Consider the following 16,918-nt stretch of genomic DNA (forward strand, 5'->3'; position numbering starts at 1 on the left):
GAATATCAGGAGAAGGTGAGGTCATGCTTCATGTACAGTGTTTTACTTGTTGATTATAGTCGTCGGATGTGTAGAGAGCTGGAACAGCTTCTGGATAATAACAGATTACCTTTTACAATTACAGATTCGGTTTCCTCTTCAAACGCTGCTCTTACCGCGTTATCTCAGCGGGACTTCAGTATTGTAGTCGTGCACACAGATCAGTACGATACGGCGGGATTATGGTTGTGTCACCACATTCGAAAAAAATGTGATATACCCATTCTCCTGCTGGGAGGAAGGGATCAATTCAGACTGGTTCGCAAAGCAATGACCTATCAAGTGAATGATTATTTGCCTTCTCCGGTTAGACCTGCTGCACTGCTTCAAAGCCTGCGTGGACTGCAGAACAGAATCGAACCTGTCTCTATGAAAAAAAGCCCTACCATCAAGCCTACAATTCAGCTTAATGGCAAAGCCATGGATTCCAGCCATGTAATCCGGATTGTGAAAGCTTATGTAAGGGATCACTTAAATGAAGAGATTACGTTAAAGAAAATTGCCGACATGCTTCATTTTAATTGTGCCTATCTCGGACAAAAATTCAAAACGGAAGAAAAGACTTCCTTTAATGACTATATGCTGAAGGAGCGAATGAAAAAAGCCAAACAGCTTCTCCTGTCCACCGATCTGCGAATTTACGAAATCGCTCTGGAGGTAGGGTATCGCGATATCGATTGGTTTTACAAAAAATTCAAAGCCTTCGCCGGCTCAAGTCCCAATGCCTACCGCAGGCAAAAGGCCCACACGGCTTAAATAAAAAGATAAACGGAATGATTGCTTTCAGAAAACACCTGGCCATTTTGTCTTAGCTCACAGTATCACCATGCAGCGGCTACATTCTAGAAAAATCTAACAAAAAAAACACGCTGGGAGTATCTGCACCTGCGTGTTTTTTCTTATTACCGACTTATCGGTGTACTGAACGAGTTAGTAAGGATTCTCGATACTCCTGCGGTGTCATGCCCGTCTGCTTTTTGAACAGCCGGGTAAACGAATGAGCCGATTCGTACCCAACCTGAAGAGCGACTTCCCGCACCATAAGCTCATGATTCATAAGCAACTCTTTCGCCTTGCGGATTCGGCTATCATCTATAAATTCGGACAAATTAATGCCCATCTCCTGTTTGAAAAATCTGGACAGATAAGAAGGATTAAAATGATGCAGTTCCGCCAAGCGCACTAACGTAAGATCTTTTTCCAGATTACCTTTGATATAATTACATAAACTCTTAACAACCATATTGGCACGTTCCTCTTCGTTCGAACGTTTGAAGTTGACCAATTCATCGGCAGCCAGATAGAGATATTGAACGGCATCTTTCATGTTTGGAAAATGGTTCAAATGCAGCAAACTTCGCTGATCCGGGGTTTTCTGCTTCAACCCCCAGCGGTTAAATGCAGCGTAGAAGGTCAATGCCAGATGATAATATGTCTCCATTGCCCGCTCCATCGTCATGTCCTGTTGAAGAAGCTCTCCCACAAGCTCTTCGAAGATATCATAGAAGGATTGAAAGCGCCCTGTCTCCAGAAAACCAGACATAGCCTCTACCCGGCTTGAGATCCGCAGCGAGTCCTTCGGTGTACCCGCCTGAGGTTCCTCGTAAATGTCCGTCAGCACCATGGACATGCCATCTCCGACTTTCATCCACTGTAGCATGCGCAGACGCTCGTATTGCTGGGGAATCTGGAACCAATCACATCCTTGTCCACTAAGTGTAAATGCAATCGATACCCCAAGTGAAGCCAGACACGATTCCTGTACAAGCTCTAAAGTACCTTCCATGTATCTGGCGAAGTGTTGATCTGCATCTTTCTGTCCATCTTTGGGTTGTAGCAGCCACACCGCATCACCATAGTGATCCGTAGTACTGAAACATTCCGTATATTCCCTCATCAATGATGTTCCAATAATACGAATAGATGTTTGAGTACACCCTTGCTCAGCTTCTGCCGATTCATGTAGCTTATTCAATCGTCCGAGTACCAGATACACCGGAGATTTAGCTTTCAGATGAATTTCCCTCTCCAGTAGTTCTCCCTGAAGTTCAGCCAATGAAGCAGCAGTTGAACCTTCCTGAAGAAGCTTCCGGATATATTCATCCTGCCTAAATGCAGTTAGCCGGGTTGTAATCTCATGTTGCTGTTTCAGAAGATTATGCATATCATGACTCTCCCTGATCTCTTCCATAACTAGCTCCACCATGTGCATCACTTTATCGTACCCTTCTGTCTTAAGGAGGTAACGTACATTGTTCATCTGAAAGGCTTTGTATGCATATTCAAAATCACTATGTCCCGTCAGGAAAATAACACGGCACTGCGGCCACCGTTTCTGAATTTCTTCGGTTAGCTCCAGCCCGCTTATACCCGGCATGCGAATGTCTGTCAGCACGATATCAATTCTGGATCGACGCATCCAGGAAAGTGCCTCTGAGGCAGAGTATGCTTTGCATACATCTAGCCGATCAGGCATATGCCTCGCAAATGTTTCAAACAAACTGTCCGTAATGATCTCCTCGTCATCTACAATCAGAAGTCGATACATTCGTGTTCCCCTTCTTTCCACTGGATTCGAATGACAACCTTTAACCCTTGCAGCTCACTTCGTGAAAGAAATAGTCCACTACCTTCGCCAAATGTCAGCACCAATCGTCTATGGATATTCATTAATCCCGTTATGTCATCTGTAGTTGATTCACTGTACAGGTGTTGTTGAAGCTTTTCTATATCTTCCGTCTGAAGATCTTGCCCGTTATCTTCCACGATAATCTCAGCATAGGATGACTTCATGTGAAATTGAATGCGTAACAGGCCTGCGTCCGTATTCTTTTCAAGACTATGCTCATATGCATTTTCAATAATAGGCTGGATTACAAGTCTGGGAACCTGAATCTGTTGCATCTCGAGTGGAACTTCTCCGAAATCAACTTTGATTCGTCTGGAGAATCGCAACTGCTGGATATCCGTATAGATACGGGAGTGATGCACCTCTTCCTTCAGCGGCACATGATCTGTTCCATTACGAGTAATGAACCGAAAATATTCTCCAAGCATATTGGTAAATTGCTCAATCCGATCCGTCTCTCCTGTTCTCGCAAGAGAGTTCAGAATGAAAAAACTGTTGTACAGGAAGTGCGGATTAATCTGCGACTGGAGCTGCTTTAATTCAGCTCGCTGCATCATCATCGTTTTTTTGAAATCACGGTCGATCAGCAATTGCAAATTTTCAATCATATGGTTAAAACGAGAGTACAAAAATCCGAACTCGTCTTTGCGGTGGTGCACGATCGGGATATCCAGCACCCCGCCCTCCATCTTTTTGAACCTCTTGACCAGCAATAGTAAAGGAATGTGAATCAACTTGTACGTAGAGTAGAGATAAGCTGAAATCGCAATAAACGATGTAATAGCAAAAATCCATGCCCATTTATAAAACTTGCTTAAAGGTTTGGTGACCATCTTTTCAGGAAGGTACGTAGCGATCGACAAACCAAGCTGCTCCATATGATGTTGATTCACATGGTACACCGTATCCTCAACGCTTACTTGGTAGCTCTCTAATGAACTCTTCTTACTATATTCACGGTAATTGGCAAGAATGATTTCGCGTTCTTGCCGATCCAAAATAGCAAAACCTGTCTTGTCCTCGATGAGAAGAGAGGCACTTTCAGGATATAGATTAAGCTGTGATAGTTCATTCTGAAATGCCGCATTATCCAGCTCCACCTGAACCACAAAAAGTGGCGCTTCTCCCATCTTACCTGTTAGACGTAAAGCACTTAGATTCAATGCATCATCTTTTACTGTAAATCGAATGCTTTCTTCCTGCGTGGATGAACTGAAATAATCGTATGAGGCTTGATTGTATTCATCAATGCCCTGCACTGCAGAAATACTCTTGTTGACTGTAGGAATATGTACATGAACGTTTTTGATATAAGCACTACTATTTTTGAAAGAAGCAAGCCGCTCGGATAAATAATTTAGTATTTCACGTTTCTCAATTTGGTCCATGTTGTTCCAGAGGATCGCCAGCCGATTCAGCTTGCGGTCCTCTGCAATGTCAAACTGTTGCAATTCCATCCACTCGATCTCCCGGCTAAGTTCGGTTGCGTATTGACTTAACCTTCTCTCTGTCGACAAGGAAATTTCCTGACTTGCCGTATCATAGCTCCAGTGATACAAATATACGCCTAGAAGAATCAAGGGTATGACAAAAACCAGGTAGGTCATAATCAGTCGCGCAAATATACTGTTTAACCACGACTGTGCCGGTATCTTGAACAACGCACTCCCCTCCTGCTTTCAGATCAAAGACACCTGCTTTAATAGGATAAAGCAAAATCATGGTGATTCCTCGCGGCATCAGTTCTATACCATTCGTTCACCTCCGATGTAATCTCTTTTCCACCCAATTCAAGCCAATCTTCTACAAATTGATCGAATTCTTCAATAGGAGATCCATAAATAATATTCATAAATACTTCGAGTTGCAGATCTCGAAGGATAATCTGCCGATCTACCATCGTTTCCGTAATACCGCCTGTGAATTGATCATAAAGTAGCTGTCCATTCATCTCGTAATCATCTGCGATGCTAAACGCACCTGTTGGCCCATATGTCTGCTTCCATCCCCAGCCACTCTTTAAACCTTCTGATTCATAGGCAGCAATTCGTTTGTGGATAGCGAGCGCTTCGTTCTCTAGGACAGAGAAGTCGCCTGTCTCACGTGCATCGCGAATATCTCTATATGCATCTAAATTTTTGGTTCCCGGAAATGGAGTTACCGGAGACAGCATCCACACAGCACGAGAATCATCATTATAGTACGTTTCATATTCCGCATTCTGTCCCCAGTTTTTGTCCAAGTGCAGATTCATCAGCTTAACGACAACTTCAGGATGAGCAAAGCCTTTTCTAACGGCAAAGTAATTCCCTGTATTCGAACGAAGCGGCACAACCTTGTTTCGACCTGTTTCGGCCACAATCGGATAAGCCTGCCAATCCGCTTTCGGATCTTCTTCACGGGTAGACTGGACAACAAAAGGAGTCCACTGCTCACCGTAAAGCATTCCAATTTTCCCTTGTTGAATGAGACGGTAAGCCTTGTTTCCATTTTTATAAGCAAATTCTGGATCAAGTTGACCATCCCGATACATCGTTTGTAAAACTTTTAACGCTTTACGAACCTCTGGCTGTATGCCTCCATAGGTGAGACTACCCTCTTGATCTTTAATCCATATATTTGGGTAAGCACCATAACCGGCCATAAACCCCGAAACTCCCATAACCGGGTCCCAAAGATAACTCGTGAGTGCGAGCCCGTAGGTATCCTGTTTACCATTTCCGTCAGGATCGCGTAATGTAAACGCTTCCGATATTTCTAACACATCTTCTATCGTTTCAGGTGCATGTAGGCCTAATTTATCCAGCCAATCCGTTCTAATCCACAAGTACTGTGCGGTTTCAATCGAAGAAGAAGACTCAGGAATCGCCATCAGCTTGCCGTTAATCGTAGCTGCATCGAATGCTCCTTTACCTTCGGCCTCTAAAATCTCTTTAGTAAGTGGCGAAGCAAAATCACGATATACTTCCGTCAAATCTTCAATTAAATTGGCATTGCTAAGTTGCCTTAGCTGGTATGGGTTAACTCTGACGACATCCGGGAAACGCCCGGCTGCAAGGGAAACCCCTAACTTTTGATTATACACATCGCCCGTTGCAATCCAGTCATACCGAATCTGAATGCCAAGCTCCTGTTCATACAAACGAGTCCAGCGGTTATCAACCAGTGTCTCACCGGGCAGTTGCTCAATCATGCGCTGCAGATCTTCTCCAGTTTCTCTGACAAAAGAAACTTGAATGGGCGGGGAATAGGCCGCCAAAGATGAGGCCTGCTGATCCTTAGATAAGTTGTTGATGTGACCCGAGTCTCCCTGCGTATGTCCAGCAGGTATACATACGGTTAGAAAGATAATAATCGTCCATCTTGTTTTGTACATCCATCGCTTATGCATGGTGACATGCCCCCATTTTGATTGAATGAACGTATCTTTTTCTTTTTTTCCAGAATTGTTATCATTGTACAACATTTGATCTGTCATGAGTACGAAAAAGCCGCCGTTTGGCGACTTTTATTTACAACTCTGAGCACGGACGGATTTACGGAGCGATATGATATTCAAAATCCGAAAAGTCGGCCAAGCCTCCAATCTCTTGTGTGGAGAACAGAAACAATCCAATTCTACAGCCCATGAAATGATCCAGCTTGTAGACCATTTTGTGCGGCGTCCCGAGGCTCTTCCATTCTGACCCATCCAGATAGGCAAAGCGACATTCATCTTGATTATCTACAAAATTGGCTGAGGCTTGCAGCTTCACTACAGGTCCTGTTACAGGTATACGGGCATACTCTGTGGCAGGCGCCTGGTCAATCATACTGCCAAATATGCTGTTATCCTGACTCACTCTGGCCTGCATAACGAGATAGTACCTGCCTTCATTTTTGGTCATTGCAACCAAACCATACGTGCCAATCAGAAAACATAAACCCGCATAATCACCATCGTTCAGGCCACTGCCATCTAATGTTACCGAAGCCACACAAGCAGGACCCATGGCACGCTGAGTGAGTGTATTGACTGCAAATGTCAGATTAGGGCTAAGTTGACCCGTTCGAATTCGGTACACTCCCGGTACTTCTGTAACAGACCACAGATCATCATGCGGTGTATGATTCCACTGCCAAACGTCCCGAAGCCGAACCTTACCCTGATCATCCAGCGTATATTCGAAACGATCATTTGCAACCAGCGGTTGGTAACGGTAGCCCGGCCTTGTGGTAGCTAGATCGATTTCTTTCGGAGCCTCTTTTGCAAAAACGGGTACACCTTCCTGGAAATGCATCGGTACCAGAACCGGAATTCGTCCTACGGCCCCATGGTCTTGAAAAAGCACAGCGTACCATTCACCATCCGGTGTATCCACGATTCCGCCTTGAGCGACCCCTGAATTAAAGTATCCCATATCATCATTGAACACTTCTCCGCCAACAAATGTACCATCCAGCGTATCCGCCCTGTAACAAGCTTGCGTTCTTCGCCCTGCTTCCTTCGTCATATGGATCAGGAAGACATAATAGATGCCTTCAATTTTGTAAAAATGTGCACCTTCATACCCCAAGTAGTGCGGCTGATGGTCTGTCACTATGATGCGATGCATCCCTTCCGGCTTGGGAGCGGAGAGATCGGTTTTTAATTCGGTTAAGTGAATCTCTCGATTACCATGCACCAGATACACCCGTTCATCATCATCAAAAAATAGCGAGCAGTCATGATAGAATCCTTCGATAATCTGTTTAGTCCAAGGCCCTGTTATCGTTTCAGAAGTATACAGATATGTTTTACGTGTGTCATTGGCTACAAAAATGACATAGAACTTGCCTTGATGATAACGAAGTGAAGCCGCCCACATCCCTTTGCCATAGATCTGCTGTCCGTTCTCCAACCGTTGCGCCGGTGTGTTATCCAGTCTGTCAAACACATACGTAGCTGTTTCCCATTGGATCAGGTCATACGAGCGCAGGATAACACATCCAGGCATCATATGCATGGTCGTACTTACCATATAATACGTATCTTCAACCCGAATGACGTCCACATCCGGATAATCGGCCCATATAATGGGATTTGAATACATCGTTTAAATCACCTCTTTTTGGGGAGTTCTGCATTAGGTCTATCTTAGTATGGCTCCAGCTCTCCAAGCAACGGGATAAACTCCTTCATGCGGCTAGGCTTCTTTAAACATCCAGTGACTTAAAAGGATGCACGGGTTTTGTTCTGAAGGCTTCAGTACAAGATACAGGTCTTGTTCATGGTGAGCGCCGGTTATTGAGGTCGATGCCTCAATCCATTCTTGACCTTCCGCTGATGCAGGAATAAGCACCTTTCCTATTAAATCGCCGTCTTCACGTCCTAGTCGAAGTTCAAGAGTACACGGCTCGCCTTGACTGCATACGGTTGCAGTGAAGCTTGCTGCCCCTTTTTGACCAAAGTCCACACGCGAGATGGCGATCCAGCTTCCCCCATGCATCACACTGACAACTTCATCTGGTTTTGAAGACATGCCTTGTTCTACTTGCTCGGACCCCGAGCCACTTAATTGACGTGTGTTCACGCCTGCATTCCAGCCCATCGTTGAGCCGTTGATTCTTTGATATGGGTTAAAAGATTTCAACTGTTCTACACCTACGTAGTCCGCTTGAATCGCTTTGATTCTTCCACTTGTCTCTTCATACTGCACTTTGTTCAGATGTGTGGAACGATATCCTTCCGGAATATCCATCGCCTGGCACAGAGTCTGCGCATGATAAGCAATATACCACTGATCCCCCAGCGGGAAGATGGCATGATGATTGTTACCGCCGATCCCAAAGAAGTGACCCGGATTTTTAAGGATTGTTCCCTGATACGTCCATGGACCCATTGGTTGCGCACTTGTCATGTATGCAATTTCTCCCGGCGGCGGGCTATCCTCGTCACGTTCCACTTGGAAAAAGTTAGAGCAATAGGTGTAATAGTAGATGTTATCATACTTATGTATCCCCGAATTTTCAAACATAAAGGGAGCAGGTATGACTTTAGCCTTGCCCTCAACACTGACCATATCCTCACCCAGTCTCATCACTCGCGCCGTATCGGGTCTTTCCGGTCTGCCTTCAGGCACGCCTCCACCAAAATAGAGATAAGCCTGATGGTCGTCATCCACAAAAACTGCCGGATCAAATAACCACGTCACATCTTCTACACCCGGTGTTTCTCTTGTCACCAGTGCTTTTCCAATAGGATCTGTCCAAGGGCCTGTCGGTGTTGGAGCGCTCAACACACCAATGCCGCTAGCATTATTGGCAAAATACAAGTAGAAACGATCCTCACCATCGATGCTGCGATGTGCAGCTGCTGGAGCCCAAGATTGAGAAGCCCATTTAGCTGCACCTTCGGGACCTGCTACCTTGATCTCTCCATGATCGGTCCAATTGATCAAATCATCAGAAGAGATTACCGTGATTTTGTTGATCGACTGATAACTATTTTTTTGAGGTACTTCATTTTCATCATACTCCAGTTTATCACTGGTCATATACAGATAAACCCGGTTATTGAAAACCAAAGCGTAAGGATCAGCTCCAAATTTGTGAGTCATTAAGGGATTCGCGTTGGGACGTAGCTTTCCGATCTCCTGTTGGATGTGCTCCAATTGAAGACTTGAATTATTTTTATCCCTTTGATTTTCAACCTGTGGCATTGTTTCTTTATTCATCTCATTTCCTCCCGCAAATAAAGTTGATCTTTCCGTTATCTTCAAATATAAAGTGATATCAGAGCAATTTGGGCACACCAAATAGAAAGCGTTTGCAAAACAAACGTTTTCATGATAGGATGATTACATTTTAAGTGAAACTGAGTCCAATTTCATTGCGTTATTTGTTTGATTTATTGCGCCAAATGACAGGAGGTACCTCTACGTGATGTCCTTAGATTATTTTTATGATCCGATCCAGCCAGAGCTTTTGTACCGCCATCCCCTGACAACCTACAGATATGAATCCAGTTATCACCGCCACAATGCGTATGAAATCTACCTATTTCTGAAGGGAAATGTACATTTCTATGTCGATCATCGTTGTTATCCCATGCAGCGTGGCGATTTGCTTGTCATTTCTCCTGAAGAGATGCATCGGACACTTATTCTGGACGAGACAGAATATGAGCGGATAACGATTAATGTTAAGAAAACATATGTGTGCCAGTTATCCACGGTTTTGACGAATTTATTATCCTGTTTCGACCATCGACCTGAAGGAAATGGCAACATCATTCATCTGGATGACAATCAATTAAAACAGCTGCTATATTGGACCCAACAGATTGAAGAATCTGCGGATTCTAACATGTACGGTGCTGACGTACAAACGAATGCAGCCATGGCACAATTGCTCGTTCTGATCAACCAATGGTTTCAGCATAATTCTTTTGTACCACAAGATATCATGCCTGAACTGGTACGCAAGACGATGGAATATATCGAAGAACATATCACACAACATATAACTCTCGGCCAATTGGCCGAACAATTCTATATGAACAGCACCTCCATCAGCCGCCAATTTAAAAAGCATACCGGACTTACGCTTCGCTCCTATATACTAGGCAGACGTATCGAACTTGCCAAAACACTTCTGACAGATGGAATGAGCATCACAGATGTATGCTTCCAGTCAGGTTTTAGTGACTACGCCAATTTCATTCGCAGCTTTACCAAAATCGTTGGAACCTCTCCCGGAAAATATACGAGGTATCGGCAAGCTGAGGTTCGAATTGATTTGTTGCCGGAAACCGATTACCATTAAGAGCATTGTTATCATCAAAAGGAGCTCAGAACATGCTTTTAAGAAAATGGTTGTATCCTCTGTTCATTTTGCTTTCCGTTTTGCTAGTGGCAGGTTGTACCTCTCCAATCATTACCAATACCGATAACGGTTCTCCCACTGGTCAAACCTCCAAAGAGATGGGATTTCAGGAAGTCGCTGATTATATTCAAGAGCATCATGAACTTCCGCCCATTTACATTACGAAAAAGGAAGCTCGTAAGCTGGGCTGGGAACCTAGTGAGGGTAATCTGCATAAGGTGGCCCCAGGAAAAAGCATCGGCGGTGACGTATTCAGAAATCGTGAAGGGTTGCTTCCCAATAAAAAAGGCCGGATCTGGTATGAAGCGGATATCCATTATACTGGTGGAAAACGCGGAAGCGACCGAATTCTATATTCCAATGACGGTCTCATCTACCAAACCACCGATCATTATACGACCTTTCAACAGATCAAATAATGGAGGAACACATGAATATCATTGAGATCGACGGTCGTTATCTCCTTAATCGGGAATCACTACATGAGTTATTGCAGGACAAACTTCAATTGGATGAACACTACGGACACAATCTGGATGCCCTATGGGATGCCTTGACAGGCGCAGTCAGTATGCCGCTGATCATTCGCTGGAGTTATTTTGAGTCATGCAGAGAAACGCTCGGAGATTATGCAGATCAGGTGCTTGATTTGATGCGCGAAGCAGAGCAAGAGATTGATGAATTTACATTAGAATTATGGTTATAGTAGAACAGGCTGCCTAAGGGCAGCCTGTTCTATTAACTTCTACTATCTTCTTTACTTCTCTTAACCTCTACTCACTTCTTTTGACTTCTATTAATTTCTATTGACTTCGTTTGATCGTCTTCTATTCTTCTCTCAATACTCGCTCATGTGCCTCTTGCCCTTGTTCTCCTTATTCACATCTGCCCTTACGGTTGCACAACAAATGTTGTTACACTTTGTGCTGGCAGGTCTGCCAAGAATCCGTTGCCGGATATCTGCAGGGCAGAGCCAGCTGCCAGATTACGTGTGCTATCCGTTACCCAGGAGGAAACAGCGGAGGCTGTTCCATTTTGCACAGTGAATCGCTGGTTCACACTTGAAGTGTTTTTGTTAATAGCAACAATAACGATTTTGTTGTTCGCTCCCTTATAGGCAGAGACATACACGCCGTTTGCCGGATTTTTGGTTGCATCCACTCTGACATCTCCCGGACGCACGAACTTGGAATAATGAGCCATACTGTAGCCACGTTTGCTTATCGTTCCGTCTTCTTTGATCGGTCCATAATTTCTACGGATATACCACCATACATACGTTTGAAAATTACCTTCAACCATCGCGTTGTACATATGCTCCGCTACCCCGAGCGCTTCAGGCCAGCGATCTGCTGAATTGGTTTCACTGTTTGGATAATAAACTTCCGTCATCCAAAGCTCTTTCCCTGCTCCCTTTTGTTCGAATAATGGATATGGGAAGTCGCTGTATTGAGTACCGTAGGTATGTGCCCCCAGAATATCCATATTCGCAAGGGCTTGCGGATCATTCAAAATAGGGTCCGACATGTTTTTCACATAAGAGAAGGATTCCGGGGCAATGACCCGATTGTTGATGGAACCCGCGTTTTCTTTCATGAAACGGAGCATTTCCTCTGGAGACCACCACGTCCAGTCATGTGCATAGTCAGGCTCGTTTTGTACTGAAATCGCGTACAAGTTTACGCCGTTATTTTTCATGAATGTATCGAATTCATTCAAATATTGAGCGTAAGCGTCATACTTGTCGTACTTGAGTCGTTTGGCCTGTGTAATCTGTGTATATGCAGTTACATTGATATTATCAATGTTCGGCCCACCCGTTCCTGTCGTCACCAGCTTCAACGTGCTTGTGCCATTCACCATCGGTACTTGAATAGACTTGTCCTTCCACGTGTTTCCACTGCCTGTGTCTTCAAATGGTATGTTACTAAGCGCTAATGTACCGTTCACGTAGACATCCAGATTACTCGTTCCTGATGGGAGTGAATATCGAATTTTAATGTTTTTGGTGCCTGTGCTACCAATCAGAATTGTGTTCCACTGAACAGCCGAGCCACTCGCGTTTTGGAATGCAACATAACCCGATCCCGTGTAACCTGTAAAAGAACTCCCCGCTACTGCACCAGTCAACGTTGTCGAGGATTCGGCTTCATACGTTGAACCACCGCCCGAAGTAGTGCCCAGAGTGACCAGTTCCGTCATGTCAGTGGGTGGATTCCAAGGAGATGCAAATACAATTGCTCCATGTTCAATGGCTTTTTTGGCTGTTTCCACTTCGCGTTGCCAGTTGTTCTTGTTTTCATCGATCGGAATTCTTAGTACAGAAAATCCAAGCTGGTTAGGCCCGTTGCCAAAAGCGGTTTCCCTCTCGGAGGCAGTGAGATCACCAATCCAGCCGGAATGTGTCATACCGCCAAAACCACGAATCACTTGTTTGGGTGAAGTTACGTTAATTACAGCATCGTTTGCCGCCATCACTTTGGAGGAAGCAGGTACATAAAACAGGGGTAGTGCTGTCAACGCTGCAAGCATCGTACAGAGTGATTTTTTGAACATAGAATTCACGATTTCTCATCTCCCAACAATTCAAATTCGAACATAACATTCTTAACCTTAACCTAACTTTTATCCCTTTACGCCCCCGATAGTCATACCCTGGACAAAGTATTTCTGCAGGAAAGGATATACCATCAAGATTGGAACACTGGCTATAATCGTCATCGTTGCCCGAATGGAAGTTGGCGTCACAGCGACACCGGTATTCTCGGCAGCTTGATACACATCACTTGCCGATGAAGTCGCCGCCGTTGTGGAAGTTTGAAGAATCTTCATCAGTTCATATTGGAGTGTGCTTAACTCCTTGTTAGATGAGTTATAAAGAAAAACATCAAACCAGGAGTTCCATTGACCCACAGCCACAAAAAGAGAAACGGTTGCCATGGCCGGAATCGTTAACGGCAATACCACTCGAATAAACGTCGTAAATTCCCCTGCCCCGTCAATACGAGCCGACTCCAGAATGCCCYCAGGCAATCCCTCAATGAAGGAACGAATGACGATCATATTGAACACACCGATGACACCCGGAATGATGTAAACCCAGAAAGAGCCAATCATACCGAGATCACGAATCAACAGATATCCCGGAATCAATCCTCCGCTGAAGTACATGGTGAAGACAAAAAACATCGTTACAAACTTGCGAAGTACAAATTCTTGCCGACTGAGTGTATAAGCAAGCATCGCGGTACAGAAAACGGAGACAATTGTTCCGATAATCGTACGAAGCGCCGAAATCAGTGTAGCATGGTAAATGTCGGATTCTCCAAAGATATATTTGTAGTTATCCAGTGTCCACTCCCGTGGCCACAGATAGATGCCTCCGCGAATCGCATCATTCGCATTATTCAGCGAGACAGCAATCATATTAATAAACGGATAAATCGTAACAATCATCAAACAGATCATGAAAGTGATATTAATGGCATCAAACGCCCGGTCCCCGGCACTGCTGTTCCGCAAGCGGGATGATTTTGCTTTTGGCATGGCCTAGGCCTCCTCTTAGAATAGTCTGCTTTCTCCCATTTTTTTGGCGATATAGTTGGCGGTGAAGAGGAAGATGAAGCTGACCACAGTTTTGAAAATCCCTGCCGCTGTACCCAAAGAGAAGTTCCCCATTCCCAAACCATACTTCAAGACAAAGATATCCAGATTCTCTGAATAATCCATATTCATTCCGTTGCCCAGCAAATATTGAGGTTCAAATCCGGATTCGAGGATGCTTCCCATATTCATAATCAGCAAAATCACGATAACCGGTTTCAAACCTGGCAGTGTAATGTACAACATGCGTTTGAAACGACTGGCTCCGTCAATCTCAGCCGCCTCATACTGAGCAGGATCGATGGCTGTAATTGCCGCCAGATAAATGATCGTGTTCCAGCCGACATCTTTCCATACTTCGGTGGCCCCCAGTATGCCCCAGAAATACTCCCCTTTTCCCATCCACAGCACTGGACTGTCGATCAAGTGCAACTTCATAAGAATGAGATTGATGATACCATCAGGTGAAAGTACAGTAAGCACAATACTTGAAGCAACAACCCAGGAGATAAAGTGAGGCAGGTAACTTACCGTTTGCACAAAACGTTTAAAAACGATATTTTTCAGCTCGTTTAACAGAAGTGCCAGCGTAATCGCTGTAACAAATCCGAGTACTAGCTTAATAGAACTCATCACCAACGTATTTCGTAGCACCCGATAGAACGTATTATCTTCAAACAGGGTTTGGAAATGCTTCATTCCTACCCACTGCTGATCTGCGAAAGCTCTTGCCGGTTTGAAGTTCTGGAACGCCATCGTCCAGCCCCATAACGGCAAATATTTAAATACAAACGCCCATATCACAAAGGGAATACACATAAATGCCAAGCTTCGCTGTTGCAGCAGTCGTTTGTAAAAACTGGTTTCCCGATTCCCCTTGCGACGAGAATTCGGCGGAATGGATTGAAGAGTTACATTAGGTTCCTCCACGATGCAGATACTCCTTTCCCTATCTGTTATTCGTGCGCGAAGAGAGTATATACTCGGAAGGTAATCCTCTATCTCTCCAGCGCACGTAACAGTTTGTTTTATATGGTGTTGTTTAAATTACCATTTACCTGCCACTCGATTTTGAATGACTTCGGTCATCTTTTTCTCGTAGCCTGCTTTATCCAGCTTGCTAAATTCGGCAATATAGGTATTCCAGATATTGTCGAAGTTGGACGGTGCGCTCAGAATCATCTCAGGTAAATATTTCCGCTGTACATCATCCGATTTAGTGGTGAAAATTTGTTCAGGCGAACCCTGTTCGAGTGCAATAGACCACGCTGGGAACCATGGACGCTCTTCCGGCTTGTTGAAAATCTCACTGAAAGTTTTCACACCATAAGCATCGAGGAATTTTTTATCTCCTTCAGTATATGTTGCTGCGACAACTTCCGGCTGGTTACCTGGACTGTATGCGTTCCCATCAGACAGCGTGGATTCTGTACCGTAACGCGGCCAGTCATTGGCGAAATAAGCAAAGCCGAACTTGCGGCTCAGTTCTACATCGTCATGCATTTTACGCTGCTCATCGTTGGCGTAATAGAAGCGGCCCTTTTCATCTACGCTGTATGTTTGATCCTTGATACCCCACTGTACGAGGATCTGATTTTCTTCTTTGAGTAAATTATCAAAATACTTGATAATCCGTTCCGGATCTTTTGCATTCACGCTGATTCCGGTTGCGTAGTTGTTTACGAAGCCGGGAGGATCAATGTATTGATCCTTGATGCTTTTGTCAAAGACGATTGGCAGAGGCGCATAACGCTTCTCGTCAATTCCTGCCGCAAGTAGGTTATTGGTTGCATCTCCAACCTGCCATGCGTAGTTAAAATAACCGAGAACCCGACCCGAGGTCAATTTCGCCAAATACTGATCCTTGTTCATCGTGAATGATTCGGGATCAAGTAAACCTTTTGCGTTAATTTCATTCAGTTTTTTGATCCAGCGTTTCTGCTCTTCCGTGCCCGAAACCGTTCTTGCGACATGGGTTTTCATATCTACCATAACGCCGCCGTCGTTAGGATATCCTGCAAGATGCATGGCCGGATTCTGCAGAGTGAAGAAGTTATTGGCTACACCAGCAAGTGACACAAAACCGATGGTCTCTGCTCCGTCAACCTTCGGATGCTTCTCTTTGTAATCCTCGATCAGATCAAAATATTCATCCAGCGTCGTAATTTTAGGATAATTAAATTCCTTCAGTACAGAACGTTGAATCCAGAAAGCCCCCCCGCCAATGTTAGGGCTACCTGAGTACTCTCCTTGGTTAGCCGTATATGGTAAAGCATAGATTTTACCGTCTTCCGGGTTTCTCATTTTATCAAAGTACGGGCCATACACTTTCTTAATATTCGGACCGTATTTTTCAATCAAATCATCTAATGGAATGTAAGCTCCGGCATCCAGCAATTTGGACATCTCTCCGCTGGAGGCGATGACATCTGGATAGTCACCGCTGGCAATCATAACCCCTGCCTTTGTTGCACTGTCACCAACCAGATATTCCATTTTAAAGTCGACACCCGTCTGCTTCTGCAGCTCTTTACCAATCGCCGTTTCACTTGCCAAAATGTCTTTCTTGCCCGAAGAAAACATATAATACGAGAATGTGACAGGGCTGTTATCGTCTTCTTTTCCTGTAGATGAGGCCCCTGGAGATGAGCTGCCAGACGAGCACCCAGCCAACAGGGATGCCAGCAATACGGCTAGTCCTGTGGTTTTCAAAAGCGGTTTTAACATGTGTTTTGTTCCCCCTTTTTAGTTATACGATGTATGTAAGCATTTTCAATATATCAAGATAACGCTTTCATAGTT

Annotated in this window: 13 protein-coding genes and 1 pseudogene; 4 read left to right on the plus strand and 10 right to left on the minus strand. The window is 44.5% G+C overall.

Annotation, left to right across the window (positions count from 1 at the left end; translation table 11 throughout):
- Positions 1–30: 30 nt before the first annotated feature.
- The gene (locus AB4Z30_RS03310) at positions 31–795 is read left to right on the plus strand and encodes a helix-turn-helix domain-containing protein (protein ID WP_441923268.1); all 765 of its coding nucleotides are present in this window, start codon (positions 31–33) and stop codon (positions 793–795) included.
- Positions 796–949: 154 nt separating this feature from the next.
- Here the strand turns inward: AB4Z30_RS03310 and AB4Z30_RS03315 are convergent, their stop codons facing one another.
- The 5 genes from AB4Z30_RS03315 to AB4Z30_RS03335 form a co-directional block, all read right to left on the minus strand.
- Entirely contained in the window at positions 950–2,587 is a 1,638-nt protein-coding gene (locus AB4Z30_RS03315; RefSeq protein WP_441923270.1) for a response regulator, read from the minus strand.
- On the minus strand, positions 2,572–4,329 hold the full coding sequence (locus tag AB4Z30_RS03320; RefSeq protein ID WP_441923272.1) for a sensor histidine kinase: 1,758 nt from the start codon (positions 4,327–4,329) through the stop codon (positions 2,572–2,574). The genes AB4Z30_RS03315 and AB4Z30_RS03320 overlap by 16 nt, the downstream gene beginning before the upstream one ends.
- Before the next feature lie 38 nt (positions 4,330–4,367).
- Positions 4,368–6,059 (minus strand): extracellular solute-binding protein, encoded by a 1,692-nt coding sequence (locus tag AB4Z30_RS03325; protein ID WP_441923274.1) that lies wholly within the window; start codon positions 6,057–6,059, stop codon positions 4,368–4,370.
- 145 nt (positions 6,060–6,204) lie between these two features.
- Complete coding sequence (locus AB4Z30_RS03330) at positions 6,205–7,740, minus strand: glycoside hydrolase family 43 protein (protein ID WP_441923276.1); 1,536 nt, start codon at positions 7,738–7,740, stop codon at positions 6,205–6,207.
- A gap of 93 nt (positions 7,741–7,833) precedes the next feature.
- Positions 7,834–9,363 carry a glycoside hydrolase family 43 protein gene (locus tag AB4Z30_RS03335; RefSeq protein ID WP_441923278.1) on the minus strand — a complete coding sequence of 510 codons (1,530 nt, stop codon included), beginning with the start codon at positions 9,361–9,363 and terminating at the stop codon, positions 7,834–7,836.
- Positions 9,364–9,571: 208 nt separating this feature from the next.
- Here AB4Z30_RS03335 and AB4Z30_RS03340 point away from each other — a divergent pair, with 208 nt between their 5' ends.
- The 3 genes from AB4Z30_RS03340 to AB4Z30_RS03350 are packed head-to-tail and all read left to right on the plus strand — an operon-like array spanning position 9,572 to position 11,219.
- On the plus strand, positions 9,572–10,453 hold the full coding sequence (locus AB4Z30_RS03340) for a helix-turn-helix domain-containing protein (protein WP_441924183.1): 882 nt from the start codon (positions 9,572–9,574) through the stop codon (positions 10,451–10,453).
- A gap of 32 nt (positions 10,454–10,485) precedes the next feature.
- Positions 10,486–10,932 (plus strand): ribonuclease domain-containing protein, encoded by a 447-nt coding sequence (locus AB4Z30_RS03345; RefSeq protein ID WP_441923280.1) that lies wholly within the window; start codon positions 10,486–10,488, stop codon positions 10,930–10,932.
- Between the two features lie 11 nt (positions 10,933–10,943).
- Positions 10,944–11,219, plus strand: a complete 276-nt coding sequence (locus AB4Z30_RS03350) for a barstar family protein (RefSeq protein ID WP_441923282.1) — start codon at positions 10,944–10,946, stop codon at positions 11,217–11,219.
- A 185-nt stretch (positions 11,220–11,404) separates the two neighbouring features.
- Here AB4Z30_RS03350 and AB4Z30_RS03355 read toward each other — a convergent pair whose 3' ends face one another.
- The 5 genes and pseudogenes from AB4Z30_RS03355 to AB4Z30_RS03375 form a co-directional block, all read right to left on the minus strand.
- Entirely contained in the window at positions 11,405–12,715 is a 1,311-nt protein-coding gene (locus tag AB4Z30_RS03355) for a carbohydrate-binding protein (RefSeq protein ID WP_441924185.1), read from the minus strand.
- Positions 12,707–13,045, minus strand: a pseudogene (locus AB4Z30_RS03360) (hypothetical protein); the annotation flags it as partial. The pseudogene AB4Z30_RS03360 and the gene AB4Z30_RS03355, both read right to left, overlap by 9 nt.
- Before the next feature lie 93 nt (positions 13,046–13,138).
- The gene (locus AB4Z30_RS03365) at positions 13,139–14,059 is read right to left on the minus strand and encodes a carbohydrate ABC transporter permease (RefSeq protein ID WP_441923284.1); all 921 of its coding nucleotides are present in this window, start codon (positions 14,057–14,059) and stop codon (positions 13,139–13,141) included.
- Positions 14,060–14,074: 15 nt separating this feature from the next.
- On the minus strand, positions 14,075–15,016 hold the full coding sequence (locus tag AB4Z30_RS03370; RefSeq protein ID WP_441924187.1) for an ABC transporter permease: 942 nt from the start codon (positions 15,014–15,016) through the stop codon (positions 14,075–14,077).
- Between the two features lie 147 nt (positions 15,017–15,163).
- Positions 15,164–16,843: an ABC transporter substrate-binding protein gene (locus AB4Z30_RS03375; RefSeq protein ID WP_441923286.1), complete on the minus strand. Its 1,680-nt coding sequence runs from the start codon at positions 16,841–16,843 to the stop codon at positions 15,164–15,166.
- Between the last annotated feature and the right edge of the window lie 75 nt (positions 16,844–16,918).

Source organism: Paenibacillus sp. 2TAF8, from assembly GCF_052114825.1.
Classification (GTDB): domain Bacteria; phylum Bacillota; class Bacilli; order Paenibacillales; family Paenibacillaceae; genus Paenibacillus.

Bases quoted from the DNA above. Each gene is read 5' to 3' on its own strand.
- AB4Z30_RS03375 (WP_441923286.1), bottom strand. From the start codon at position 16,843: ATGTTAAAACCGCTTTTGAAAACCACAGGACTAGCCGTATTGCTGGCA.
- AB4Z30_RS03325 (WP_441923274.1), bottom strand. From the start codon at position 6,059: ATGCATAAGCGATGGATGTACAAAACAAGATGGACGATTATTATCTTT.
- AB4Z30_RS03340 (WP_441924183.1), top strand. From the start codon at position 9,572: ATGTCCTTAGATTATTTTTATGATCCGATCCAGCCAGAGCTTTTGTAC.
- AB4Z30_RS03310 (WP_441923268.1), top strand. From the start codon at position 31: ATGTACAGTGTTTTACTTGTTGATTATAGTCGTCGGATGTGTAGAGAG.
- AB4Z30_RS03330 (WP_441923276.1), bottom strand. From the start codon at position 7,740: ATGTATTCAAATCCCATTATATGGGCCGATTATCCGGATGTGGACGTC.
- AB4Z30_RS03345 (WP_441923280.1), top strand. From the start codon at position 10,486: ATGCTTTTAAGAAAATGGTTGTATCCTCTGTTCATTTTGCTTTCCGTT.
- AB4Z30_RS03335 (WP_441923278.1), bottom strand. From the start codon at position 9,363: ATGAATAAAGAAACAATGCCACAGGTTGAAAATCAAAGGGATAAAAAT.
- AB4Z30_RS03355 (WP_441924185.1), bottom strand. From the start codon at position 12,715: ATGACGGAACTGGTCACTCTGGGCACTACTTCGGGCGGTGGTTCAACG.
- AB4Z30_RS03315 (WP_441923270.1), bottom strand. From the start codon at position 2,587: ATGTATCGACTTCTGATTGTAGATGACGAGGAGATCATTACGGACAGT.
- AB4Z30_RS03350 (WP_441923282.1), top strand. From the start codon at position 10,944: ATGAATATCATTGAGATCGACGGTCGTTATCTCCTTAATCGGGAATCA.